At 70.5% G+C, this 25,980-nt stretch carries 17 protein-coding genes; 11 read left to right on the top strand and 6 right to left on the bottom strand.

Annotation, left to right across the window (positions count from 1 at the left end):
• Positions 1–270 precede the first annotated feature (270 nt).
• Both LO772_RS07800 and LO772_RS07795 read left to right on the top strand, forming a co-directional pair.
• Complete coding sequence (locus LO772_RS07800) at positions 271–774, top strand: helix-turn-helix domain-containing protein (protein WP_231777650.1); 504 nt, start codon at positions 271–273, stop codon at positions 772–774.
• A complete protein-coding gene (locus LO772_RS07795) occupies positions 699–1,892 on the top strand; it encodes a hypothetical protein (protein ID WP_231777649.1) in 1,194 nt (397 codons plus the stop codon). Before LO772_RS07800 ends, LO772_RS07795 begins: the two co-directional genes overlap by 76 nt.
• A gap of 193 nt (positions 1,893–2,085) precedes the next feature.
• Here LO772_RS07795 and LO772_RS07790 read toward each other — a convergent pair whose 3' ends face one another.
• Positions 2,086–2,391, bottom strand: a complete 306-nt coding sequence (locus LO772_RS07790) for an HPr family phosphocarrier protein (protein WP_231777648.1) — start codon at positions 2,389–2,391, stop codon at positions 2,086–2,088.
• Positions 2,375–2,767: a dihydroxyacetone kinase phosphoryl donor subunit DhaM gene (gene dhaM / locus LO772_RS07785; protein WP_231777647.1), complete on the bottom strand. Its 393-nt coding sequence runs from the start codon at positions 2,765–2,767 to the stop codon at positions 2,375–2,377. The genes LO772_RS07790 and dhaM overlap by 17 nt, the downstream gene beginning before the upstream one ends.
• A 61-nt stretch (positions 2,768–2,828) precedes the next feature.
• On the opposite strand from dhaM, the gene LO772_RS07780 reads away from it, so the two are divergent.
• The 9 genes from LO772_RS07780 (at position 2,829) to LO772_RS07740 (ending at position 14,139) form a co-directional block, all read left to right on the top strand.
• Entirely contained in the window at positions 2,829–3,605 is a 777-nt protein-coding gene (locus LO772_RS07780; RefSeq protein WP_231777646.1) for an IclR family transcriptional regulator, read from the top strand.
• 375 nt (positions 3,606–3,980) lie between these two features.
• Entirely contained in the window at positions 3,981–4,754 is a 774-nt protein-coding gene (locus LO772_RS07775; RefSeq protein WP_231777645.1) for an MIP/aquaporin family protein, read from the top strand.
• On the top strand, positions 4,751–5,749 hold the full coding sequence (dhaK, locus tag LO772_RS07770; protein ID WP_231777644.1) for a dihydroxyacetone kinase subunit DhaK: 999 nt from the start codon (positions 4,751–4,753) through the stop codon (positions 5,747–5,749). Before LO772_RS07775 ends, dhaK begins: the two co-directional genes overlap by 4 nt.
• 208 nt (positions 5,750–5,957) lie before the next feature.
• Positions 5,958–6,596 (top strand): dihydroxyacetone kinase subunit DhaL, encoded by a 639-nt coding sequence (gene dhaL / locus LO772_RS07765; RefSeq protein WP_231777643.1) that lies wholly within the window; start codon positions 5,958–5,960, stop codon positions 6,594–6,596.
• Entirely contained in the window at positions 6,593–8,278 is a 1,686-nt protein-coding gene (locus LO772_RS07760; RefSeq protein WP_231777642.1) for a putative PEP-binding protein, read from the top strand. The genes dhaL (LO772_RS07765) and LO772_RS07760 overlap by 4 nt, the downstream gene beginning before the upstream one ends.
• A 147-nt stretch (positions 8,279–8,425) precedes the next feature.
• Positions 8,426–9,403, top strand: coding sequence for an aldo/keto reductase (locus tag LO772_RS07755; protein ID WP_231777641.1), 978 nt, complete (start codon positions 8,426–8,428; stop codon positions 9,401–9,403).
• A 170-nt stretch (positions 9,404–9,573) separates the two neighbouring features.
• A complete protein-coding gene (dhaL, locus tag LO772_RS07750; protein WP_231777640.1) occupies positions 9,574–11,295 on the top strand; it encodes a dihydroxyacetone kinase subunit DhaL in 1,722 nt (573 codons plus the stop codon).
• A 659-nt stretch (positions 11,296–11,954) separates the two neighbouring features.
• Entirely contained in the window at positions 11,955–12,944 is a 990-nt protein-coding gene (locus LO772_RS07745) for a DNA cytosine methyltransferase (RefSeq protein ID WP_231777639.1), read from the top strand.
• A 130-nt stretch (positions 12,945–13,074) separates the two neighbouring features.
• On the top strand, positions 13,075–14,139 hold the full coding sequence (locus LO772_RS07740; RefSeq protein WP_231777638.1) for a DNA cytosine methyltransferase: 1,065 nt from the start codon (positions 13,075–13,077) through the stop codon (positions 14,137–14,139).
• Between the two features lie 69 nt (positions 14,140–14,208).
• On the opposite strand, the gene drmB is transcribed toward LO772_RS07740, so the two are convergent.
• Genes drmB through LO772_RS07720 form a run of 4 tightly spaced genes read right to left on the bottom strand, consistent with a single transcriptional unit; the run spans position 14,209 to position 25,962 of the window.
• Positions 14,209–16,053 (bottom strand): DUF1998 domain-containing protein, encoded by a 1,845-nt coding sequence (gene drmB, locus LO772_RS07735; protein WP_231777637.1) that lies wholly within the window; start codon positions 16,051–16,053, stop codon positions 14,209–14,211.
• A complete protein-coding gene (locus tag LO772_RS07730) occupies positions 16,050–19,280 on the bottom strand; it encodes a helicase-related protein (protein ID WP_231777636.1) in 3,231 nt (1,076 codons plus the stop codon). Before LO772_RS07730 ends, drmB begins: the two co-directional genes overlap by 4 nt.
• A complete protein-coding gene (locus LO772_RS07725) occupies positions 19,277–21,193 on the bottom strand; it encodes a UvrD-helicase domain-containing protein (RefSeq protein WP_231777635.1) in 1,917 nt (638 codons plus the stop codon). Before LO772_RS07725 ends, LO772_RS07730 begins: the two co-directional genes overlap by 4 nt.
• Entirely contained in the window at positions 21,190–25,962 is a 4,773-nt protein-coding gene (locus LO772_RS07720; protein ID WP_231777634.1) for a DEAD/DEAH box helicase, read from the bottom strand. The genes LO772_RS07725 and LO772_RS07720 overlap by 4 nt, the downstream gene beginning before the upstream one ends.
• Between the last annotated feature and the right edge of the window lie 18 nt (positions 25,963–25,980).

Genomic DNA, 25,980 nt, shown 5'->3' with positions numbered 1-25,980 from the left:
AACGCGGACAACGCGGCGGCCGGCGCCGCCGATCAGGGGTCCCAGGCGACCGTCCTGGAGTTCGACCTGGGCGCGGAGATCAAGGCGACCGGGCTGTCGAGGGCGGAATTCGCCGAGCGGGCAGGTGTCTCCGTCCCGTCGCTGTGGCGGTTGGGGACTGGCAAGGCCAGGGCGAAGCCCGACACCGAGCGCAAGGTGCGCCGGACACTCCGGGAACTGGCCGCGGAACGCGGCCAACCGCGCGACTTCGGTGCCGTCGCGGAACCGCACGTGACTCCGGATCTCGACGTCAGGTCGAGGCGTCGTGGTCTCGGTACGTCGCAAGAGGAACTGTCCGAAGCGGCAGGGGTGTCCGTCAAGCGCATCGCCGCGATGGAGAAGGACGGCGTGGGCCGTGCCGATCCCCATGATGTCGCGGCGGTGAACGACGCACTGACGAGGATCGACGCCGCCCGCGACGAAGTGCCGCTCTCCCACAGCCGGGAGGAGCGTGAGGCGCTCGGCCTGTCGGTGGCGGGGCTCGCCGCGATGGCGGGGGTGTCCAAGAAGACGGTCGCGCGTCTCGAGGATGAGACCACGCTGCGCCCGAACGCCGAGACGCAGAGGGCGATTCGCACGGCGCTCGGCAAGGCGGCGGCCGAGCGCGAACTGCGTCAGCCGGTGGACCTGCGCGCCGAGCGCAGGTCACTGGCGCGCAGTTGCACGAGGTCGCGGAACGGGCGGACGTCCATCCCAACACGCTCAGCCTCGCGGAGCGTGGCCTGCGCGAGTTGAAGCCGGGCAAGAGGGCGGCGGTGGAGGCCGCACTGGCCGACATGGCGGCCCGGCGGGCCGAGGAAACCGGTCGCGACCTGAAGGCCGAGATGTCGACGCTCGGCATCGAGACGGGCGAGGTGGCGGAACGAGCGGGCGTCGCCGAGAAGACGGTCAGAAGGTACCTGAACGGCGGTCGCCCGCTCGACACCACGCAGGCCGCCATCGAGACGGCGCTGTCGGAGGTGACCGCGGAACGAGCAGCGTCCGGAACACAGCGGTGGGCGGTCGGGAACCGGTGGGTCCCGGTCGGCGAGCTGTCGGTGCACATTCCGAACGCGCCGCACGACCTCGATCTGCCGGCCGCCCCGGCCATGCCCCCGCATCTGGACCGGCTCGGGCCCCAGGCCGCGTACCTCGACGCGACCATGCGCGGCTTCGCCGAAGGACGCAGGCACGGCGCCGAGGCCGCACAGCAGGCCGAGGTTGCCTGGACGGAGGGACGTGCGAACCGGGCCGTCGTCCAGGTGGATACCGCGGCGGCGCAGCTCGAAGCGGCACGTCACGTCGCGTCCGAGCACAACACCGGCGCCCAGGAGGCGACGGGGGTCGACTGGGAGCGTGACGCGCCGTACCGTCCGCCGCCGGGTTCCGCCGAAGCGGCACGGCAGGCGGACGGGCTCCGTGACGCCGTCTTCCCCCACGACCGGGCGGGGCCGGCCGCGCCACGGATGACGGCCGCCGAGGTCCATGAGCAGCGGTTCGGTCAGGCGTCCTGGAACGGCTACCAGCACGGCTGGGTCGCCACGATGGCACAACGCGCCCTCCAAGCCGCCGACGGCCGGCCTCAACTCAGCACACCCGACGTCACACCCGAGATGCGTGCCGCGGCAGCCGCCACGTTGCCGCCGTCGCCGCCCGGCCCCTCGCCCACCCCCACGACACCACCGGGACCCGACAACGCCGCGAACCTCCACGGACCCGCGACCACCGGACTGGACGCCCCCTCCGCGGCACTTCACACCACCGCCACGCCGCCGACGCAGAACACCGCACGGTCGTCGGCGCACGGCCCGACGCAGAGCAGAGGCCAGAACCCCGGCATCGAACGGAAACCGCGCAAGGGCCCGGGCACCTGATCCCCCTGTGTGGTTCGAGAGGGACGTACGGGAGGGGGACCGGGGCGCGGGTGGGGTGGGGTGGGGTGGGGTGGGTTGGCGTTGGGTCGTGTCATGGCGTACGTCGGCTCGGTGAACGACCAGGGTGTTCGCGGGGCTGTTCGCGGGCCGGACGCCGGAACGCGCAAGGCGTATCGCCGACTTGCGGCCTGCGTCATTCGGCCGTTGTCAGGATGGTGGTCAGTGTGGTGACGGCCTGGTCGGCGTCGGGGCCTTCGGCGCGTACGGTGACGGTGCTTCCTGCGGTGGCGCCCAGGGCCATGACGGACAGGACGCCTGTGGGGTTGACGGTGCGGCCGGCGAATTCGAGGTGTACGGAACTGGTGAATCCGGCCGCGGCGCGGGCGAGTCGGCCCGCCGGGCGGGCGTGCAGGTTGGCGGGCAGTACGACGGCGGCTTCGTGGCGTGCTGTGTCGGTGCCGGCGGTGTCGGAGATCGAGGGCTCAGAGCTTGTGGACATGGCGAGCCTCCTGGGCGGCGTCGGCGACGGTCTTGAGGTCGGCGCCGGATGCGGCGGTGACGGCGGCGGCGACGGCTCCCTCGACGAAGGGCGCGTCGACGATGACGACGTCGGGGCGGGGGTGGTCCGCCAGGACGGCGCGGGCGGTCAGGACGGAGCTGCCGAGATCGGGGAGAACGACGACACCGCCCCCGTGGTCGGCGTCGCGGACGGCGGCGAGAACCAGGTCGTAGCTGGTGCCGACCCGGCCGTCGTCGGTTCCTCCGGCGGTGGCGATGGGGACGTCCTGCGCGCCGATCTGCTCCACCAGCAGGCGAAGGCCCGAGGCCAGCTCGGCACTGTGGGACACGAGTACGATGCCGACAGGTGCGTTCATGAACGGCAACGTTAGATCTCGGAACGCTGTTCATCAATACTGAATCAGGGAGAAATCTTCGATGGTGCAGGCGGTACACCGCGCGGTGCGGATCCTGCGGGAGCTTGCCGCCACGGGACCCCGGCTGGGCGTCACCGAGCTGGCCGACCGCCTGGGTGTGGCGAAGCCGACCGTGCACGCGCTGCTGCGCACCTTGGAGGCCGAGGGGCTGGTGGTCCAGGACCGAAGCAGCTCGAAGTACCAACTCGGGCCGGACCTCGTGCAGTTGGGCAACGCCTACCTGGACACCCAGGAGCTGCGGACCCGGGCGCTGACCTGGGCGGACCAGCTGGCGACCCGGGCGAACGAAGCGGTGTGGGTGGCGGTGCTCACGGGCGACCACATCCTGGTGGTGCACCACGCGTTCCGGCCCGAGGGGGCGGTGCAGATCCTGGAGGTGGGCGCCAGGATTCCGTGGAGCACCTGTGCGCTGGGCAAGGCCATCGTGGCGTTCGCGCCGGCCGCCGAGCGCGAGCGGCTGCTCGCGGCCGAGCCGGCGGTGCTCACCGGCGCCAGCATCACCGACCCCCGGCAACTGGCCGTCCAGCTCCAGGAGATCCCTCGCACGGGCTACGCGGTCGAGGAGCAGGAGTCGGCGATCGGGGACGCGGGCATCGCCTCGCCGGTCTTCGACCGTTCCGGGGACGTGGTCGGCGCCATCGGCATCGTGGGCCCCGTCGAGCGCGTGCTGGCCGAAGCCGCACGTCAGGAACTCGCCGTCGCGGTACGCGAAACCGCACGCCATCTCTCCCGCGACCTCGGCGCCCCGCGGGGTGCCGCCCGCGGCGCGGTCGTCTGACCCGTCGGCTCGGCGCCGTCCGGCCGTCGGTCGACAGGGCGTCGGTCGACCGGGCGTCGGCCGCGACCGGTGCCGCGTTCCTTCGTTCAGGGCCCGGGGGCAGGTACGCACCTTTCCGGCCCTGTGGCGGCGGATCCTGACAGCGCCCCTTGACAGGCGCGTGGCAGCGGCTTAATTTTTCGGAACGCTTTTCATCAATGCTGAACAACCTGCCGGATGCCATCCAGCCTTCCGGTTCCCGAGCCGGCCGCCTTGTCGCCTGAACCGATCACGGGGAGACCGCCTCGCGCACAGCCGCTCCATCTCCCTTCACAGACCGCTCTTCGCGGAGGAGGTGAGGCGCCCCGAATGCGGCACGGCAGGGGGCGCCCGACCATGGAAGAGAACAGCTACTCGCAGAAGCTTCTCGCCGAGACGCTGGGCACCGCGGTGCTGGTGTTCATCGGCGTCGGCTCGGTTCCCGCGACGCTCATCGTCGGCGGCGATGCCCCGTTCACCATGGCGCAGTTGGGAATGATCGCGCTGGCCTTCGCCACCGCGGTCGTCGCGATGGTCCACGCCATCGGACACATCTCCGGCTGCCACATCAACCCGGCCGTCACGCTGGCTCTGGCCGCCACCGGGCGGATGCCCTGGCGGGACGTCCCCGGCTACCTCGCCGCCCAGGTGGCCGGCGCGGTGCTGGGTGCGCTGGCGATCGTCGGGGTGCTCGGGAGGAAAGCGGTCGACGTCGGCCTCGGCATCGCGGCGTACGGCGAGGGGGTCGGCGCCGGGCAGGCCTTCTTCGCCGAAGCGGTGGGCACGTTCATCCTCGCGTTCGTCGTGTTCGGCGCCATCGACCGGCGTGCGGCCGACGGCTTCGCCGGACTGGCCATCGGGCTGGGGGTGTTCGCGATCATCATCCCCGTGGCGCCGGCGACGTCGGCGGCCGTCAACCCCGCGAGGACGCTCGGCCCCATGGTCGTCGGCGAGTGGTACGGGGGCACGGTCCACTGGGGCCAACTTCCGGTCTACCTGGCCGCGGAGGTCATCGGCGCGGTCGCCGCGGGCCTGCTCTACACCGCCCTCAACGCCCGCCGAAAGACGGCGGCAACCACCGCCGGGACCACGGCGGTTGAGCCCGCCGCGGCCGAAGGAGCCCTGTCGTGAAGAAGTTCGTCAACGCTCCCGAGACTGTCCTCCGCGACGCCTTGGCCGGTATCGCCGCCGCCCATCCCGACCTGACGGTCGACGCCGAGAACGGGGTGATCACCCGTGCGGGCGGCACGCGAACCGGGAAGGTGGCCCTGATCTCCGGTGGTGGGTCCGGGCACGAGCCCCTGCACGGCGGCTTCGTCGGTCCGGGCATGCTGGACGCCGCGTGCCCCGGCGAGGTGTTCACCTCGCCCGTGCCCGGCCAGATGCTGTGCGCGGCCCAGAGCGTCGACAGCGGCGCGGGCGTGGTGTTCATCGTGAAGAACTACACCGGTGACGTCCTCAACTTCCGGATGGCCGCCGAACTCGCCGTCGAGGAAGGGATCGTCGTCGACACCGTCCTGGTCGACGACGACGTCGCCGTCCGGGACTCCGCCTCCACCGCCGGCCGCCGGGGCACCGGAGCCACCGTCTTCGTCGAGAAGATCGCCGGGGCCCTCGCCGAGCGGGGCGCCGACCTCGCCGCCGTCGCCGCGATGGGAAGACGGGTCAACGCCTCGTCCCGGTCCTTCGCCGTGGCACTGACCGCCTGTACCACCCCTGCCTCCGGCAGGCCCGGGTTCGACCTGCCCGAGGACGAGATGGAGGTCGGCGTCGGCATCCACGGCGAGCCCGGCCGCCGCAGGGACAAGCTCGGCTCTGCCAAGGAGGTCGCGGCCATGGCCGTGGACGCGATCCTCGGCGACCGGCCGCTGGCGGCCGGGGACGAGACCATCGTCATGATCAACGGCCTGGGCGGCACACCCCTCATCGAGTTGTACGTGGTCTTCCACGAGGTGGCCGCCGCCCTCGCGGACAGGGGTGTGGTCATCGCCCGGAGCCTGGTCGGCAACTACGTGACAAGCCTGGACATGGCAGGTGTGTCCGTCACCGTGTGCAAGGCCGAAAGCGACGTGCTGTCGCTGTGGGACGCGCCCGTGAACACCCCGGCCCTGCGCTGGGGCGCCTGAACCGGGTGGGACCGGGGGACGAGACAGGAGAAGGTGGGGACGGAGCCTTCTCGCGCCGGCTCTCCCCGGCCACCCCGCCGGGGATCGCCCCCGACTCCTGCCTTCCGAACCCGCCACGCAAGCCATGACCCAAGCCAGTGCCCAAGCCATCACCCAAGCCACGACCCAAGCCAGTACCCAAGCCACCACACCGGCCACGAAGCAAGCCATGAACGGAGACACCGTGGACATCGACCTCGCCCGCGCATGGGTGCAGGCCATCGCCGCCGCCGTGGACGAACACAAGGACCACCTCACCCAGCTCGACTCGGCCATCGGCGACGCCGACCACGGAGTCAACATGCAGCGCGGCTTCTCCGCCGTCACCACGGCGGTGGCCGACATGGAACCCGACACCGTCGGGGCCGTGCTGACCAAGGCGGGCACCACCCTCATCTCCCGCGTCGGCGGCGCCTCCGGCCCGCTGTTCGGGGGCACCCTCCGCGCGATCGGCACGACCCTGGACGCCCCCACGGCCACGCCCGGGGAGTTCGCCACCGCGCTCGCGGCCGGCCTGGACAGCGTCCGCAAGCTCGGGGCCGCCGCACCCGGCGACAAGACCATGATCGACGCCTACGCACCCGCGCTGGCGGCGTTCCGGCACCAGGCTGACACCGGAGCCGACTTCGCCGCGAGCGCGCTCGCGGCGGCGGACGCGGCCGAGGAGGGCATGCGCGCCACCACCCCGATGCAGGCGCGCAAGGGCCGTGCCTCGTACCTCGGCACCCGCAGCATCGGCCACCAGGACCCCGGTGCCACCTCGACCGCGCTGATCTTCCGTGCCCTCGCCGAGACGGCGGCCCGATGACCAAGCGCCGCGCGTACCCGGGACACGCGGCCGCGACCGGCGTGGCCCTGGGCTTCCTGTACCGCACGGACCGTCCGCCCACGCGCGCTGCGCTGCCGCAGCGCACCGGCGGTGATCCGGCGCGGCAGATCGTCAACGCCTTCGGTACGGTCGCCGCCCGCCTGCTCGACCTGTCCGTCTCGCTGCGCGACCAGGCCAAGCACGCACAGGCCGACATCATGGAGGTCAACGCCTACATCGCGCAGGATCCGGATCTCCGCGACCAGGCCGTCAAACGCGCGCGGGAAGGCCGGCCGGTGGCCATCGCCGTCCGGCAGGCCGTCGACTCCTACGCCGGAACCATCGCCGCGCTGGACGATCCGACCCTCGCCGACCGTGCGGCCGACGTCCGCCAGGTCGGCCGCCGCGTCCTGGCCCACTTGTACGGCGACGCCGGCCCGGTACCCGACCAGCCCCTCGTCCTGGTCGCCGAGGAGATCGGCGCCGCGGACCTGCTGGAGCCCGGCCGCACGGTGACCGGCGCCATCTCCGTCACGGGCGGCCCGAACTCCCATGCCGCGATCGTCGCCCGCTCGCAGGGCATCCCGCTCGTACTCGCCGTCGACGCCCGGCTGCTGGAGATGCCCGACGGGGAGAAACTGCTGCTCGACGGCGACCGGGCCACCGCGGTCGTCGCGCCCGACGACGACGAGTGCGCCACCGCTCTCCGGACCATCGACGCCGCCCGGACCCGCAAGGTGGCTCTCGCGCGCGAGCGCCACCTGCCGGCCCGGACATCGGACGGGCACGACATCGTTCTGCGGGCCAACGTGGCCACACCGGCCGAGGCCCAAGCCGCCGTGACCGCCGCCGCCGACGGTGTGGGCCTGCTCCGTACCGAACTGCCCTTCCTCAACCACCGCGCGTGGCCCACCCCCGACCAGCACGCGGCGGCCCTGGTCCCCGTCCTGCGCGGGCTCGCCGGACAGACCGTCACGGCCCGTACGCTCGACTTCGCCGACGACAAACTGCCGCCGTTCCTCGCCCGAGGCCGCGAGGGCGGGCGGCTCGACCGCGGCCTGCCCCTCATGCTCGCCCAACCCGGCGCATTCGCCGACCAGTTCCGCAGTCTGCTCGGCGCCGGAGCCCACACCGACCTGCGCGTCATGATCCCCATGGTCGCGAGCGTCGACGAACTGCGCGCCTGCCGCACGCTGTTCGACACCGCCGCTGCCGAACTCGGCGTCAGCCCGCCTCCGTTGGGTATCATGGTCGAACTCCCCGAGGCCGTCGCCGCGGCCGAGGAACTGGCCCGCGAGGCGGCGTTCGTCTCCCTCGGCAGCAACGACCTCACGAGCCGCGTCCTCGGCATCGACCGCCGCGACCCCGACGCCACCCCGGACATGGCCGCACACCCCGCCGTACTGAGCGCCATGGCCCGGGTCGTCACCGCCGCGCACCGCCACGACCGCCAGGTCTCCGTCTGCGGCGACGCCGCCGCACACCCCCTGGTCATCCCCCTGCTCATCGGCCTCGGCTGCGACAGCCTTTCCGTGGCTCCGGCCGCCCTCGACGAAGTCCGGGCCCAAATCCGGCGTTTGCGCCACGACACCTGCGTGTCCCTGGCCGCCACCGCCCTCACCCGTGAGACCGTCGACGAGGTCCGGCACCTCGTCCGGCGGTCCGGCACGGCGTCGCCGTGACACGCACCGCACCGCCGGTCGAGCCTTCCGCCGCGACGCGGACGTGCGTTCGTGTCGCGGGCCGCGACCGCTCGCCGACGCTTTCGCCTTGCCCGTACGCGGTGCCCTGTGCCCGCCGCGCGGAACCGATCCCGGAGGACAACCCGCATGCGCCGTGACCACCTCGCAGCCGCGCCCATCCCGCGCATCGGCCTGGGACTGGCCGCGATCGGGCGCCCCGGCTACATCAATCTGGGCCGGGACACCGACCTCCCCACGACCCGCTCGGTCGACGCGCTGCGGGCTCGCGCCCACGTGGTCCTCGATACGGCCTATGACCGGGGCGTGCGGTACGTCGATACCGCCCGCTCCTACGGCCTCGCCGATAACTTCCTTGCGGAATGGCTGCGTTCGCGTCCCGAAGCCCGCGACGTGGTGGTCGGCAGCAAGTGGGGGTACACGTACACCGCCGACTGGAGCACACACGCCGACGTCCACGAGGTCAAGAACCACGGCGTTGCCGCCTACGACCGCCAACTCGCGGAGACACGCGCGCTGCTCGGCGACCGTCTCGGCCTCTACCAGATCCACTCGGTGACCCCGGACAGTCCGGCGCTGACCGACACCGCCCTGCACGAGAGGTTGGCCGCGCTCGCCGACGCGGGGGTGACCGTCGGACTCTCGACCAGCGGCCCCGGCCAGGCGGAGGCCATCCGCGCCGCGCTGGCGATCACGGTGGACGGACTCCCGCTGTTCGCCAGCGTGCAGGCCACGTACAACCTGATGGAACGCTCGGCGGGCCGAGCCCTCGCCGAAGCGCACGCCGCCGGGCGCGTGGTCATCGTCAAAGAGGCCTTGGCCAACGGCCGCCTGACCGATCGCCATGCCCGGGAGCCGGCCACCGCGGCGTTGCGTGCCACGGCGCGGGAGTCGGGTGTCTCGTGTGACGCCTTGGCACTCGCGGCGGTCCTGGCACAACCCTGGGTGGACGTGGTGCTCTCGGGCGCCGTCACCACCGAGCAACTGGCAAGCAATCTGACCGCGGCGACCCTGCACCTCGCTCCCGACCAACTCGGCCGTCTCGCCGAGCTGACCGAGCCGCCCGAGGCCTATTGGGCGCACAGGTCGCGGCTGACCTGGGCCTGACAGGTGTGCGGCAACCAGCACACCGCGGCGTGGCCACCTGTGCTCTCCGGACTGTCGGCTCACCGCCGGCCACCCACCCACCGAGGACCGGTGCCCGCACCCGGCGGCTTGGCGGTGTCCACGGCGCCTCCGCCGGCGCACGCACCATCCGTACCCATGGAGAAACGTCGATGACCTACTTCCTTCCGGAGACCGCCCCCGTACCGACCGCCGTACGCGGTCTGGCGCTTGCCCACCCCGGCACGATCGAGGCACACAGCGATCCGCTGTACCTGCTGGCACGCGCACCCCATCCCGACCGCACCGTCGGCCTGGTCTCCGGAGGCGGCTCCGGCCACGAGCCGCTGCACGTCGGCCTGCTCGGCCGCGGCGGGTTGGACGCCGTCTGCCCCGGCGAGATCTTCGCGTCCCCGCACAACCGCCAGATCCACGAAGCGGGCCTCGCGGCGGCGAAGAGCAACGGCGTCCTGCTGATCATCAAGAACTACACCGGCGATGTGATCAACTTCCGGATCGCCGCGGAACGCCTGCGCCACGCCGGGATTCCCGTCGCCACGGTGCTGGTCGACGACGACGTGGCCACCGACACCGCGGACAGCGCGACGGGCCGTAGGGGAACCGCCGCCACGGTGGTGGTCGAGAAGCTGCTCGGCGCAGCCGCCGACCGGGGCGCGACTCTCGCCGAACTCGCGGCCCTCGGAACGGAGATCGTGGCACGGTCCCGCAGCGTCGCCGTCGCCGCCCGCGCGCAGACCTCACCCGCGACGGAGGCGCCGGCGTTCACGCTGAGCCCCGGCACACTCGACTACGGCATCGGCATCCACGGCGAACGCGGTACGGGCACGATCGCGCGTCCCCCGCTCGACCGTCTCGTCCGGCGGATGACCGACGACCTGCTCGCCGCGCTCCCCGCCCGGAGCGCGGAGGTGCTCGCCGTCGTCAACGGCCTGGGCGCGACCACGAGCCTCGAACTCCACGCGATCGGCGCCCTGTTGCACGACGCCCTCGCCGCGCGCGGCATCCGGCCCGTGCTCGTCGCCGCCGGCACGTACACCGCCGCGCTGGACATGGCCGGGTTCTCGCTCACCCTCACCCGACTCCGGGACGGCTGGGCCGATCTGTGGAACGCCCCCACCGATACGCCCCTGGTCCTTCCCCGCATCTCCCGCGCCCCGGACACCGCCACGCCGACCACCCCGCGCGACGCCGTCGACGCGGAAACCCCACACCGCGCCGACGGCAACCGCGCCGTTCTCGACCAGTACGCGGCGATCGTCGCGCGGGTCCGGGACAACCTCACCGCGCTCGACCAACTCGTCGGTGACGGCGACTTCGGCGACAACCTCGCCGGGGGCATCGAGCGCGCGGTGGACCGTGCCGACGCGACCGGCGCCGACGGCGTCGCCGCCCTCGCGGAGTCCTTCCTCGACGACGTCGGCGGCACCAGCGGCCCTCTGTTCGGCCTCTTCTTCCACCACCTGGCCTCCGCGTCACCGTCGGGCACCGACGCCCCCTCGCCGCCCGCACTGGCCGAGGCCACCGCGGCCGGCCTGGCCGCCGTCCAACGGGTCGGCGGCGCCGAACCCGGGGACTGCACCATGGTGGACGCCCTCGCACCCGCCGCCGAGGCGCTCGCCGCCTCCGTCCGCGACGAGACAGCCGCTCCGCTGACCCGAGCCGCCGAGGCGGCCGTCCGCGGCGCCGCGGCCACCGCGTCCCTGCGCGCCCGGCGCGGCCGTGCCAGCTACGTGGGCGACCATGCCGTCGGCGTCCCCGACCCCGGCGCCCTCGCCGTCGCCCTGCTCTTCATCGCCCTGGCCCGCACCCACGAACCAACCCCGGCAACCCACCTCCCCGACCCCTCCCACCTCACCGGCCACCAGAGCTCCTGACCAAGGAGACTTTCGGAGTCCGCCGGATCGCCGACAACGGGCACGAGCCCCAGGCGGTGGCGTCTGGGCCTCCTTCGGCAGCGGCCGGGGGAAGCCCGACGGGCTACGCGCAATGCACCGTGCCGGCGGGGAGCTCGGACGGGGGCGGGACGCCGGCGAGCCGCGGACGACGAACTGCACGGTCGTCTGTTCGCCGGCGCACGACGATCCGCAACGAACGCCATGTCGGTCCCGGACAATCTCCGCACCGGCACTCTCGGTACGCCATGGAGGAGATTGCCGAAGAAGCCTGGTCGAAGGCGTGGCCGGCTCGTGTCCCCCAACCTGACCACTTTTGGTCCCCCTTCGGAGGCGATCCGGGAGAATCGATTCATGCGTACCGCTCCACCCCCGCCATCAGCGATCAGCCGGAGATGCCGCCGAGGGCGTGAGGACATGGCGTTGGAACTTGCGGCCTGCGGGTTGCCGCATCGAAACGGGGCCACGGCAAGGGGTCGACGTGTCCATGCCGGTCACGGCTGATCCACGGAATCGTGCTGTCCACCTGGAAGCCGGTCTGAGCCCCCACCGGCGTCGTCCGCCCGTGCCCGACGTACGGTTCACGGAGTATCGGCGCGTCAATGACATCAGTGCGGCCGAGACCGACGGCAGGGGGAGCGATGACCAGGTTCACATCGCTGGAGCTGTGCGCCGGGTCGGGCGCGCAGGCACTCGGCTTGGAGCGAGCCGGATTCGACCCGGTCATGTTGATCGACAACAACGAGTTCGCGTGCCGGACGATCGGGCTCAACCGGCCGCAGTGGGACGTTCGTTGCCGGGACCTCATGAACTTCGACCCGTTGGATGAGGACGAGCCCGACCTGCGCAAGGTTCTGGACATCGATCTCATCAGCGGGGGAATGCCGCGCATCAAGGCCGCAGCCGCGGTCGCGCGGCGCGGCGGTGACGATCATGAGCGCGCGCTCCTCAAGGCGGCGGTCAGTGTCTTGATGGCTGTCAGGCCGAAGGCGCTGATGCTGGAGAACCTGGAGGGCTTTGTCCTGAGCGACGACTGTGCCGAGGATCGCTCCTGGATCGACGCGGAGTTGGAGAACCTTGGTTATCGCCCCTTTTGGAATGTGCTGGACGCCGCGGATTTCGGCGTGCCGCAGTACCGGCGCAGCGGCTTCGTGGTGGCCTTGGCGGATGCCTACAGGCACGGATTCGTCTGGCCCGTGCCGAGCTCCGACCCGCCGCCGACGGTGGGCCAGGCGCTGGGGCTCTCGATGGGCGCAAACGGGTGGCCCGGCGCCGAGCGGTGGGCCGTGGCGGCCGACCGACCGGCGCCCGCCCTCATCGGCGGCTCGGACAACCGCGGTGGTGGGGATCTCGGGCCGACCGGCAGCAAGAGAGTGTGGGCGACAATCGGCGTCGAGGGGGCCAGCCTCAGCGATGCGAGTCCTGCGGCCGACTTCCCGATCGACGGCAGGCCTCGGCTGAGCGTGCGACAGGCGGCGACCCTGCAGGCGATACCGGAAACCTGGCAGATCTTCGGCCCGAAGACACGCGCCTACCGGCAGATCGCGAACGCGATGCCCCCGCCGGTCGCGGAAGCCGTGGGGCGATCGATCGCAACGGCCCTGTGCGACGGCGCGCCGTCGACGATCTGATCACGTCAGTGCTGCTCTCGCTCCGAACCACCGACAACGCCGGCTAGGATGACCCGTCGCGTCCCCCGCGATCCGGGGGCCGGAAGGTCACCCCGTCCCACGAGCCGCCCCCGTGCAGCAAGGTATCCGCATGTCCACGCCGTTCACGATTGTCGACCTGTTCGCCGGCCCGGGCGGACTTGATCTTGCGGCGCGCCGGCTGGGCATCCCCGCCGAGGGCATCGAGTGGGACGACGGAGCCTGCGCGACTCGCGCGGCGAACCGGTTGGCGACGAGAAAGGGTGACGTCCGCCGTTTCGGCCCCGAGCAGTTCGAGCACGCCGATGTCTTGGTGGGAGGGCCGCCTTGCCAGACGTTCACCGTGGCCGGAACGGGCAGCGGGCGCAAGGCCCTGGACCAAGTGCTCGAATTCGCCGATCGATTCGTGGCCCGTGAGCCGCTGGAGTCGATCCGCGCCGACCTCGCCACGCTGGATGACGAGCGTACTGGTCTGGTTCTCGAACCGCTGCGCTGGGCGTTGCAGGCCGTAGACGCCGGCCGCCCCTTCGAGGTGATCGTCCTCGAGCAGGTTCCCGCGGTGCGCCCGGTGTGGGACAAGTACGCCGAACTGCTCGACAAGGAGGGCTACTCGGTCGCGGAGCCCAAGGTGCTGCGCACCGAGGAATACGGTGTGCCGCAGACCCGCCGCCGGGCGATCTTCATCGCCCGGCGACGCGACTCGAAGCGTCTTGCCGGTATTCCCGGCATGCCGAAGCCCACGCACGACATGTTCGACCCCTTGAGAAAGGCCCGGATCCCGCGCCTGCACGGTCCGACGGCCGCCGTGTCGATGGCCGCGGCACTCCCGGACCGACCGACCCCCTTCGTCGTGATCTCCAACTACGGGACAGGCGGCGATCCGAAGATCCGCGGGCGCAGGTATTCCCACGAGCCGTCGGCGACCGTCACCGGCAAGGTCTCTCGGAACCGGGTCGAATCGCCCGAGGGCGTCGCCACCGACCGGTTCACCTGGTCTGAAATGGGTCAGCTGCAGACCTTCCCCGCCGCTCCGGACTGGACGTGGGCGGGCAAGGACATCTCCCAGCAGATCGGGAACGCGGTGCCGCCCCGGCTGGGCATGCACATCCTCGCGGCGGCTCTGGACATCCCGAGAGACGACCTCGACGCGGCGATCCGGAAGTATTACGCGTATTGATCGCGTCCGCGTCCGGCCGTTCGGGCGGAACCCGAGTGCGAACCCCGCCCGAGTCGGCCTGACGGGGAGTCAGAACAGGCCGGGCACCGCCCCGTCCGGAGTACCCACAAGGGCGACCCGGTCGAGGAAGGCGTTGTTCGTCTCGCAGCTGGTCTCGGGGAGCAGAACGCAGGCGTGGCAGGCAGCGAGGTTGACACTGTCGGTGCCACTTGCCGTTGCCTCGGAACAGAGGGGGTCGTTGGAGCACCATGAGGCCCGGAGCAACGCGGACTCCAAGGAGGAGGCCAGGCGTTCGGGTTCGCCCTGGGCGACGATGCCACCGAGGCTTCCCGCCGAGTCGCTGGTGGCCGTGTAGATGAGGAAGCCGGCCATCTCGGCGCCGACGTAGAGGCGCTCACGCAGGGACGCGGTCGGGTAGCCGCCGTCGAGACTCCACTCGTTGATGAGCAGGTGCGCAAGTGTGTGCACCGCCAGGTAGCGGGGGGAGACCGGGGACGGCGGAGCGGACCGCTCGGAGTTGGCATAGCGGTCCCGGAGCAGCGCCTCGTGGTTCCGTCGGACGCGTTCCGCGCGTTCGCGCGGTTGAGACCGCCGCTCCCAAGCGGAGAGGTGTTCCGTGTCGAGACGGATGAAGACACCCTCGCCGCTGACCTCGATGGCGGGCAGCCAGTTCGGCTTCCGCAGGGCGAGCGCGGCCCGGCGGGAACTGCTCGTGGTGTCGCCGATCGCCGGCTCCTCGACCCGGGTGAAGGACTGCAAGGCGCGGATCTCACGGACCCGCTTGACGAGCATGACCTGTCCGATGCCGTCCGGCGTCCGGTCGTCGGCGGGCGGCTCGCAGACGAAGTCCTGGAGTTCGTCCCGGCCGTCCTCCGGACGCTCGTGTTGGAGGGTTCGATACTCCTCCTGGTAGAGAAGATCACGTGGTGACAGCGTGGTATGTTCCTCGGCCGACGGCGCCGCCTCGGCCTCACGGACGCGCCGTATGGCGGCGACCGCGTCGTCGACGGTCAGATTCCGATGTTCCTCCTCGAATTTCGCCATTCTCAGGTAGGTGCGGATGTCGGCCTCGGTCTCGTCGTGGATGTTGCTCCAGTGCGGGCCGAGCGCTTTGAGGACGCCGTCGCTCCACGGCGGGATGGACAGCGCGGAGTGGACCACCGGGTACCACACCGTGGAGGAACCGCGCTGGAGGGTGCGTGGCGGTTCGCCGCATTGCTCGGCCGGGGCGTCCTTGAGCCAAGGGCGACGCCCGGTGCACCGAATGCCGAGGTCGCGGAGGGCCTGGCTGCGGAAGGCTCCCTCCATCGACACCTCCTTGGCGCCGCAGGTGCATCCGACGACGACGCCGCGAAGAGAGGCCGTGGAGCCGTCGGCGCGCAAGCGGAGTTTGCCGCCGCAACGGCCTGCCGTGCCGGCGTCGCCGTGCCCAAAGGAGGATCGATGGACCCACTTCCAGTAGGGGAAGTCGTCCAGATGGCCGTCGACACAGGCCATCACGAAGCGAGACGGGACAAGATCCCGTTCACAGGCGCCGCAGACCGCCTTGTCCCTCGGTGGGTTGAACTTCGAGTAGTACTGCAGCTCCCGGCACTCCGGGCACGAGTACAACTGCGGGAATCGGGCGGCACGCAACCCGTCGCGGGCGTTCTCCGAGTCGACGGCAGGCGGCAGTTTGAACTCGTGGACACCCGTCGCCCTGGTGAGACGGGGTTCCCAGAGGGTTCGCGTACGGCTGACATCCCAAGTGTCGAGCCCGGCAACCACGAAGGACTCGTTGTCGACCGCGATCATCGAGCCTACGCCGTACGTGGTGACGACCTGGGCGCGGCGGATCTCGCCGAGCTTGCGCAGGGGCGTGATCGGCGCGCCGGGTCGGACGCTTCCGCGTTTGCGGGCGGGGGGCGGGGTCATCGCTTCTCCAGGAAGAACGTCGAGGAGGCGTCCACATCGCGCAGGCTCCACAATGTGGGCCAACCCGTGCGACCTTCCGGGCGGTCGTCGTCGAACGCGCTGAGGAGAGCGGCCCTGCCGCTCCTGGCGTGGGCCTCGTAGAGCAGATTCGGATCGGCGGCCCCCGCTGCGCGCCACCAGTCGACGAACTCGTCAAAGGCGGCGGCAGTGGCGTCGTATTCCCGGGGCGCAACGCTCGCGACCCGCTCCAGCAGCGCGTCACGAACGGCGCCGTTGATCTCGCCAACGAAGTCCTCTATCCGGGCCGCCGCCGAATTGGCGCGCGCCCCCGGGATCGTCAACCGCGCCAGGGCCACGATCACGGCATGCAGGCCACGGTCGCGGGCACGCGCCGAGAAGGGCGTGACGCTGGTGGACTCGACGTCGCGATACAACGCGGAATGGAAGTGCTGGAAGTTCTCGTAGTGCGAACGGTCCCGGGATCGGGTCGAGTTGAGCATGACCGCAACGAGCCCCGGATGACGTCTACCGACCCGACTGGTCGCCTGGATGTACTCCGCGGTGGTCTGCGGTTGGCCCATCACCGCCATCAGGCCAAGGCGGTCGATGTCGACCCCCACGGAGATCATGTTCGTGGCGAGCAGGACGTCGGTGGCGTCCGGGGACGGGAACCTGCGCTCGATGTCCTTGAGCCGCCGGGGGATGTCGCTCGCGCCGGCTCGGCTGCTCAGCTCGGTCACCGCGTCGGGGTGGCGTGGCTTCTCGATGCCGTCGCGGGCCGCGAGTTGCTCCATACGGTCCTGCACGTCGTCAAGAACCTGGAGTTCGGCGGCGGACAACAGCCGCAGGCTGTTGAAGTAGCCGACAAGAGTCCAGTACACGTCCCTGACCTCGTCGTCGGCGTCGCCGATGCCGACTTGGTGCAGCAGGGCGGCGTAGGTACGGATCAGCAGGGTGGACTGGCTCGTGCTGGAGGTCAGCAGGCCGACGTAGAGACGGGTGGCCTTGTCCTCACGCGGGGCCTCGACAGCGAACCAGGAGTCGCGCGAGTCGAGTCCGGCCGGCGGGAACTGGCGGACCTCACGGTTGAAGAGGTGCAAGCCTTGTTCGTCGGCGCGCCGGATGGTTGCCGTGGACGCGATCACCTTGGGCCGGTTCGCCAGGATGTCCACCGCGGTCTCGTAGAGTCCCGTGAGCGTGCCGAGTGGGCCCGAGATGAGGTGGAGTTCGTCCTGCACGATCAGCTCCGGCGGCTTTGTTCTCTCCAGATCGCGGTTGAACAACGCGGCCGTCTGCTCCCGCCACGGCATGGAGGCGAACTTGTCGACGGTGGCGATGATCAGGGTCGGGTGCGCGGCGTAGACGGATTCGTCGACCAGGTGCACGGGGAGTCCGTCGCCGCGGTGGAACGCGCAGTCGATGTCCGGGCAGTGGACATACATGCGAGCGCGTTCCGGCACGGCCTCGTAGTTCGACGCCCCGAGGCGGCTGCCGCACCAGGGGCATGCCTGGAGCTGGACCGGGTTCTCCTTGTCGAGGGAACGCCCCCCGGCGCGCAGGGTGTCGAGTTTCTCGGCGGCCGTCACCAAGTCGTTCGGGGTCGCCGACTTTCCCACCCACATGCCGATGGAGATGCCCTCACCTCCCAGCTCGTCCTCATGACGGGAGCGGGTCAGTTCCATGGCACAGATCAGTGCGGTGGCGCGCTCGAACTGTTGCAGCGTCAGCAGCCGCAGGGTGTACCGCATGAGCACGGTGACACCACCCCCGTGGACGGGGTCTTCGAGGCGACGCAGGAAGGTGGTGAAGGCGATCAGGCCGAGGTACGCCTCGGTTTTGCCGCCACCCGTGGGGAACCACAGCAGGTCGGCGATGCCGCGGTCGGGATGCTCGTCTTCGACGATGCCGGGGAGGCAGAGCAGCAGGAAGCAGATCTGGAAGGGACGCCAGTACTCCGCGCGCTCGTCCGGTCCGCCCGCGGGCTTGCCCGCCTTGACCCAGGATGTGCGGGCACGTTGCTCGGCCATGGCACGGTTGGTCAACTGGAACGCCCGCATTGTGTGAGCGTGCCCGGGGTCGGAGAGCAGCGCGACCCCCGTGCTCATGCGCGTGAGCGCCGTCTCGCACGCCCTGATCTGCTCCTGCGCGGCATTCTCGTACTCGGTACCGGCCAGGGCTTCCGCCTCGGCCTTGCGTTCGCCGATCCAGATCCGGTAGCCGTCAAGGAGTGCGCCGAGCGCGTTCAGCACCGTCTTCGGGTCGGCTTCGCCCAGACTCCGCATGGAGAGCGCATCGATGGCGATGGCCCGGTTCGAGTCGGTCGGCAACACCTCGTGACCGGGCACGAACTCGGTTCGGATCTCCGCGACGGCGGCGCGCCCGGTGACCGTGGTCCCGATCGGCGGTGGCGTCCAGTCCCAGGCGGCGGCGCATCCGTGGCCGGTGGCGAAACCCGGCGCATGCCGGTGGAGCAAGCGGCTCAGCATCAACTCCCGATCGTGGCTGCCGGTGGAGATACGGCGCTCGACGAAGGCCTTGGCGCCGACGGTGCGTGCCCGGACGCGGAGCATGCACTGGTAGTAGCAGGCTGCGTCCTTCAGGTCCCGGGCGCCGACCGTACGGGTGTTGATCAGTGTGGCGGTGACGGTGACGGTGCCGTGTTGCCCCTTGCCGCGTACCAGGACCCGGAGTTCCAGCCCTTCCGCGAGGGCATGCCTGACCGTGACCGGCGTTGTCACGTCCACCTCGACGTCGGCCGGGTCGAGCGGGACCCGGCGCCAACGCTCGCGCTGTTCCCGGGTACTGCGGGCCTCGATACGCGAGGCCGCGACGGGGTTGCCCTCGGCGTCCTCGGGACGGTAGACGGCGGCCGTGGTCTGCACCACGATTCGCTCCGCCACCGCGGGGTCCACGGCGAACGTGAGTCCCATGGAGGAGGGCCGTCGAAGGTTGGCGAGCGAGACGCCTCGCTCGAAGGCATCCTCCTCGCCGTCACCCCCGCGGACGAGTGCGGGAGAATCGTCCCCGTCCGCCTCGTGGCGGTCCCGGTTGCCGCGGCCGGCCTCGGGCGTCTCCTGGGGGAAGAGGACGCCGACCGGATACATCGTCACCGGCGCGTCGTCCTTGAGGATCTCCTCCTCACCTCCGACCGGACCGAGAAGGTCCCGTCGAAGGGCGGCGCCGAGCTGATCGCGCAGGCTGTAGTAGTCGTCGATGGCGGGGCTCATGAGGAAAGTCGCTCCGTGTTCGAGACGTCGAACGAGTCGCACCAGTCGAAACGGCCGAGGCCGCTGAGGCGGGGCACGAGCCACGCTCCCGAACCGCCGAGACCGGCACTCTCGGTCGCGACGTGGCTGCCGGCGACGGTTTCGACGCAGTCGAGGCGCAGGCCGGTGATCCGGCCGGGGACGTTGTAGTCGGTCCGACCGCCGCCGCGGCCGAGCATCAGGTGTAGGACGTGACGGAACGGCTCCGAGACCTCGCCGACGCGGCGACCGTCATGGACGATCGCATACGGCGGCGTCTGGTCCACGTCGGGAAGGCGGTGGAGCAGGGACAACTCGACGGCATCGCCGGGACGTACCTCGTGCGCGAGGTGTCGCTGGATCTCGACGGGGTCGGCGGCGAAGTTTCGCAGACCCGGAGGGTGTGCGCGGCAGACATCGAGGCCGAGCGCCTCGATGCCGTTGCGGGCCCACGATCGGCTGCCTCCGAGGTACCAGCGATCCAGGCGTCTGTCCTTGCGAACCAGCCACGTGTTGGGACGATCGAGCCGATAGAGGTCGTCACGAGGCCGGGTCATGGCCACGTAGAGGAGGCGGGCTTCGGCAGCCGGGTCGTAGTCGATCCTCTTCTTGGCCACGGTCTTCGGACGCCTCAGCTCCACCGGTTCCACGACCAGGACGCGATCGAACTCCAGGCCCTTGGCACGGTGTACCGACGACACGACCAGTGAGGTCTGTTCGACCGGCATGAGTTCGTCGGGGAGCCGTCCCTCCGCGACGGCCAGACGCAACGCGGCGAGTTCGATTCCGCCACGTCGGTTGCCGGCGACCCGCCGTACCGCTCGCGCGAGCACCGACGCATCCAGGTCCGGCCGAGGGTCGAGGCCGGCGATCAGTTCGGTGAAACGCCGCTCGGAGACGTCCGCCGCGTCGGTGGAGGCAAGGAGACCGGCGATCCAGGCCGGAGCGGGGCGGTCTCGGACGGAGCGTTGGAGTCGGTGGTCGACGCCGGCCTCGTGCAGGGTTTGGCTGAGGGTGAGCGCCTGACCGTTGTCGCGGCACAGGATTGCGGTCGTTCCGTCGAAGTAGCGGAGCGAGTCCAGGACGAAGACGTCGTCCAATGTGCCGAAGTGGGGAGCCTCGTCGAGCAGGAGCCGCAACTCCCGGTGGATCAGCTCGGCCTGCGCCTCGGCCGGCTCCCTCTCGGCCGCAAGCTGCCGCAACCGGGGGCCGTAGGGCAGGGCCACCCGGGCCCGCTCGGTACGGGCGCGAAAGTTGTCGCCGAGGTGGATCTCGACCAAGTCCTCGGCGAACGAGCCACGGATCCAGTCGAAGAAGTAGTTCGTCTCCCGCGCCCGCTGATCGGAGTCCGTGACCTGGAAGTCGTAGACGGCCTGGGCGCCGTCCCCGACCACGGTGAAGCCACTCTGATCCTGGAAGCGGTCGAGCAGGACCTCGACCATCTCACGCCGCACGCCGACAAGATCCTGAACCTCGTCGATCAGTACGTGGGCGGGGGCGCCGAACTCGCCCGCTTCGACCGCGCCCATTTCGATGCCCTCGGTGGCAGCCTTGATCCGCTGGTCGAAGGTGGTCCCCGACCAGTCGCGGTCCGGATAGGCCCGACGAAGCAGGCTGGTCGCCCATGAGTCGAAGGTCTGGGCACGCACCCGACGGGCGGCGTCGGCCCGGTTCTCGATCCGCTCGCGCAGCTCGCGTACCGCCGCCCGGGAGAAGGTGAGGACGAGGATCTCGTGTGCCTCCAACTCCTGGCGGGCGACCAGTGCCTCCAAGCGGCGAACCAGGGTGTGCGTCTTGCCCGCGCCTGCACCTGCCGTGACCAGGGTGCGGGCGTCCCACGGCTGGTCGACGACGGATTGCTGCGCCGTGGTGAGGGCGTGCCGAGGCTCGGTCACCTGTCCTCGTTCCACAGGTAGTCGAATTTGGTGAAGGCCAGCTCGCCCCGGTAATTGATCACGTTGTCACGGACGTTGAGGATCAGGCAGGTGGACGTGCCGTTGTTCTTGGGACCTCGCAGCCCGCGGCCGATCATCTGCTGATAGATGTTGGGACTGTAGGTGGGGCGGGCGACGACCACCGCGCGGGTGGCGGGCGCGTCGAAGCCCTGGGCGAGCACTCCGTAGTTGGTGAGCACCTGGATGCGCCCCTTTCGGAAGTCCTCGATGCGCTTGCGGCGTTCGGGCACCGGCGTGGCCGAGTCGATGGCTGCCGCGCGGATCTGCCGGTCGTTCAGTTTCGCGGCCAGGAACTTGGCGTGTGCGACCGAGGTGGCGAAGACGAGGATCGGCCAGTCCGCCGGCAGGTTCGCGATCTCGTCGATGATGCGCAGGTTCCGGTCCTGGTCCTCGGCGAGGCGTTGCTCGGCGCGTTTGGGCAACACGCCGAATTGCTCCGAGCTGGAGACCTCGTCGGAACTCAGCCGGATCTCAGCTCCCAGGAGTTCGCGGTGCCTGACATGGGCCAGGACACCGAGGTCCTGGAGCTGTCGGATGGCCTCGTTCTGGTCCCCGCCGAAGACCTCGAGGTCGAGGCGGGTACCGAAGCGGCGCACCAGGCGCAGGGTCAGGTCCTCGTTGTTGCGGTACGGAGTGGCCGTCAGGCCGACCAGGTGGCGACGCGTCATCGGCGGATTCACGCCGAGGTGCTCGAAGAGCTCGCCGTAGCGGGGGGAAGTGGCCCGGTGCGCCTCGTCGACGATGACCAGGGCGGCGTCCCGCAACCAGGCGTAGTCCTCGTGGCCGAGCACACTGTGCAGCTTGGCGTCGGTGGCCACGACCAGATGCGGCTCACCTGTCACCGGCGCGGCCTCGTTGGAGGACCACAGGCGGCTGATGACCAGCGGCATCTCCGCGCCCACCTTGGACCAGACGAAGCGCCAGCTCTGCACCGCTTGCTCACACAGTTCCTCGCTCTCCGCAATCCACAGCACCGGCCCCGGAAGCTCGCCTCGGTTCCGAATCCACCGGATCACGGCCTCGGAGGTGACTCGCGTCTTGCCCGCGCCGGTCGGGATGGACAGCATCCCGCGCTGCGGGACCGGGTTGTCCAGCAGCCGCTGAAGTGCCTGCGCCAGCCGTTCCTGGTAGTCGTGCAGCGCCGGGAACGCGGACGGGCCGTCCACCTGGATGCGCGCCTCCAGCGGCGGCACCCGGGACCCGGCGAACGAGTCGGGTAGCCCGAGGTCCGTGACGAACTTCAGTGCCTTGGCGTCCCCGGTGAAGCTGCTCGGCGCGTTGCCGGGGAACGCGAGCGCCAGGTCCCGGCTGTGGATGCGGAGGATCTCCTCGCCATGGGAGTTGAAGGCCAGTTCGGCGATTCGCCGCGCATTCGGCTGCTCACCGTCACGCTCGGCGACCTCACTGTCCAGCAGCCCCGGGGGCAGCTCGGTGCGAAGTTCCTCCTCACCGATCAGCAGGGCGATCTTGTCGATGACACTCTCGGCCTCGGTGACCCGGCGCAGGCGAGCACGAGTCTCCCGATCCTGCTCCTGACGCACCTGGAGATCCAGCACGCTTTTGCAACCCTGGGGGCCGAGCTGCCAGCCGAACTCCCGGTCTGCGGCTGCCAGAACGTCGATCGGCGTGAGTGTGTCCAGCACGAGCAGGGTCGACCCGTTGCGGGCCGAGGACAAAGGCTTGAGCTCCACGCCACGCGGCGTGCGGATCTCGTGCTCGAGCTCGCCGCAGCGCTGCACCTTCCTGCTCTCCACCGACTTGCCGAGGCGCTGACGCAACGGCGGGAACTCGTCGACGAGCAGGGTCGGCCGGGTCGTTCCGGCCTTGCGGACCTGCTTACTGATGACGTCCTCGACCTTGAGCATCCCCCACTGTTCGATCATCTGGGCGGCGGCTGCGGCGTCCGCCTTGTCCGTGACCAGCAGCGCGGGGAGCTGCTCTCGGACGAGTTCGTTGAAGTCGGCCGCGGACGTCGCGACGACGATTTCCGTGTCGGGACGGGTGTCCCAGGAGCCACCCACACGGCAGCGGGTCAGGACGTCTTCGGGGAACTCCATCCCGACGCGCAGCATCAGCGCGTAGGCGCGACCGATGAAGGCGTCGTCCTCGCTGACCAGCACCCGTTCCAACAAAGTATGCCAACGCTTCGCGGGCACCTCTTCCGGGGTGGCCGGCATACGCAGCTTTCGAGCCTTCGACTCGGAGATGTCGGTGACGACAGGCAGCACCTGCGCGTACTCCTTGAGCTGCGGGCCGACCGCCTCCCGCACCGGGGTGAGGCCCAGCGAGGTGTGCACCAGGCCGTATCGGCCGAGCATCCAGCGCAGCGGAGACGTCACCTCGGTACGGCCATTGGCGGAGGCGCCGTAGGCGCGGGTCCAGCTCTCGACGACGCCGGCGTCCGGGATGGCGGCGACGAACGCGGCGCGGCCCTCCTGCGAGAGCCGGGGCAGCAGGTCCAAGGGGCCGGCCGGTGCTGCTCCCTCGAGGACGAGCCGATTGATGTGCGTCCGCGGGGCGTCCGCGGCGAGCCGGCGCAAGTGATGGTCGTGCACCGCCTGCCGGTACTCCTCGAACCAGGGCTGCCGTTTCGGGTCGTGGGCGACCGCAGGCCGGTCGACCAGTCCGAGGTCGCGGAAGATCGCGGTGTCCGCTCCGTGGAATTCCATGTCCACGGCGATCGAGGCATCCCTGCTGTGGTCTCCGGGTACGACGACGCCCGGCAGCAGGCACGAGGCCATGGGGCGGAAGCGTCCGTCGACCGTGCGGACGTGGAGCACGGCACGCGCGTCCGGGTAGCGCCCGCGAATGCGGTCCACCTGGGCATTGCCGCCGGCGCTGCGCAGCAGCATCCAGAACTGCGTCCACAGTTCCGGGGTGTAGGCCTCGAAACCCTGGTCGAGAACGCCCTGGAACCGGCCGTGGGCATCGGCGATTCGAATCCCGATGGTGTGCAGGTGGCGCTGCATCTCCATGCGTTCGGAGATGGCCGTGTGCACGTAGATCATGTCGTCGCGGAGCTCGTCGGTGCCGGTGCGGTGGAACACCTTGCCCGCGGCCGGGGCCACCATCCCGTGCGCGTCGGTGAGGACGATCCGTGCGCTGCGCGCGGCCTCCAGCGTCGCTCGGTCACCGTTGTGCTCCACCATCGCCGCGAGAATGCGGATCGCGTGGCAGGACGCTTCGGCGGTGCCGTCCGAGACGAGTGCCTCCAGCCAGGAGCGGACGTCTGCCGTCGGCTTCCTGGCGGCCAGCAGGATGTGCTCCATCTTGCCGTGGCGCAGTGCGTTGGCGTCAACCGAGGGGTGCACCCAGTCGCGGGGACGTCCGGGGTACTCCGCCCAGATCCGCAGCCATTCCGGCTGCAGCCTCCCGGGGTGGATGTGCAGGTCACGGGGGACGCGGAGAACGCCGTCCTGATCCGGGAGGGACGGAAGTTGCGCGGCGGCGTCCCAGACGTGGCGGATGAAGTACTCCTCCGCCCAGTTCACGGCCTCCTTGGCACGGCCGGGCAGGAGTGGCAGGTAGGCGGCGGGATCCTCCTTGCGAGTCAGCCGTGGGAGGGAGGTGACCACCACGCGGGCCGCGACCCGGAGCAGTTCCCGGTTGAAGGTGCTGCCGTCGAGGAGGTTCTGCCGGTCCTCGTTGGTCTTCCACGCCGCATTCAGGTAACCCGTCACGGAGACCGGGTACTTGGTCGGGAAGTAGGACCAGAATTGGCCGCGCCCGACGGGTACCGTCAGCAATCCGTCCTTCTCCACGTAGGCGGGAACCGCCCAAGAGACGTCGATGACGCTTCGGTCGTGCAGTTCGCCGGCGCCGCCGCGGGCCTCCGCCGTGGGCTCGTGGGCAACCGTGAAGACGTTCCACTCGCTGACCGTCTCCTTGATCCCCGTGCCGACCTCACGGATGGTCCGCCGTTCACCGGAGGCCTGCACGGTCAGCTTGCGGCGCTGGACGGGAAAACGACGTCGGTCCTCCAACAGCACCTCACCGACGTGGGAGGAGAAGATCTGGAAGCCGGAGGGGAAGGCGTCGGTCTCGCGACCGTCGCGGTGCCGGAAGCCGGTGATGTCGTGCCCCAAACGCTCGGCCGCCCCCGGCAGCAAAGGGAGTTTGACCACCGTGGTCGCCCAGGTCAGGAGTTCCCTCAGAACGTCGTCCCGGTCGAGTTCCTCCTCTCGGTCGAGCGGACGGGCCATCCGGAGCACCGGGGTGTCCATGTCGAGCGGTTGCGAGAGCCCGAGAGCCTCGGCGATCCGATCGGCGGACCAGGCCCGGTCGAAGCCGAAGCATCCCTCGGTGCTGAAGAACTGGGGTGCGTCGGTCACCGACAACACCGACTTCACACCGACGCCGAAGCGACCGATCTGACCGCCGCGCTTGCGGGAGACGCTCATGCGCAGGATCGTGTCGGCGCCTTGCGGGGTGACCGGTGTGCCCTGGTTGGCGCAGTAGAGGGTGTCGTCGGTCAGCACCACGGCCAGGCGTCCACCGGGTTCGTTGGCGATCTCGTCGGCGCCGTTCTGAACGAGCTCGAACAACTGGCGCTCGCCGTAGCCGCCCTGCGTGATCCGCAGCTCGCCGTTGGCGTGCTCCTGAACCAACCCGGGATCGATGCGATACGTCTCCAGGGTGCGGGTCGATTGCTCCAATACCGTCTGAATGACCAAGCCATCCGAATTCTGCGACAACTTCTGATCGTTCACGACCCTGCTGCTTCCTGT

This window comes from Yinghuangia sp. ASG 101 (assembly GCF_021165735.1).
Classification (GTDB): Bacteria; Actinomycetota; Actinomycetes; order Streptomycetales; family Streptomycetaceae; genus Yinghuangia.
The sequence above is the reverse complement of the archived record's forward strand: the minus strand, read 5'-3'. Positions and strand labels throughout refer to the sequence as shown.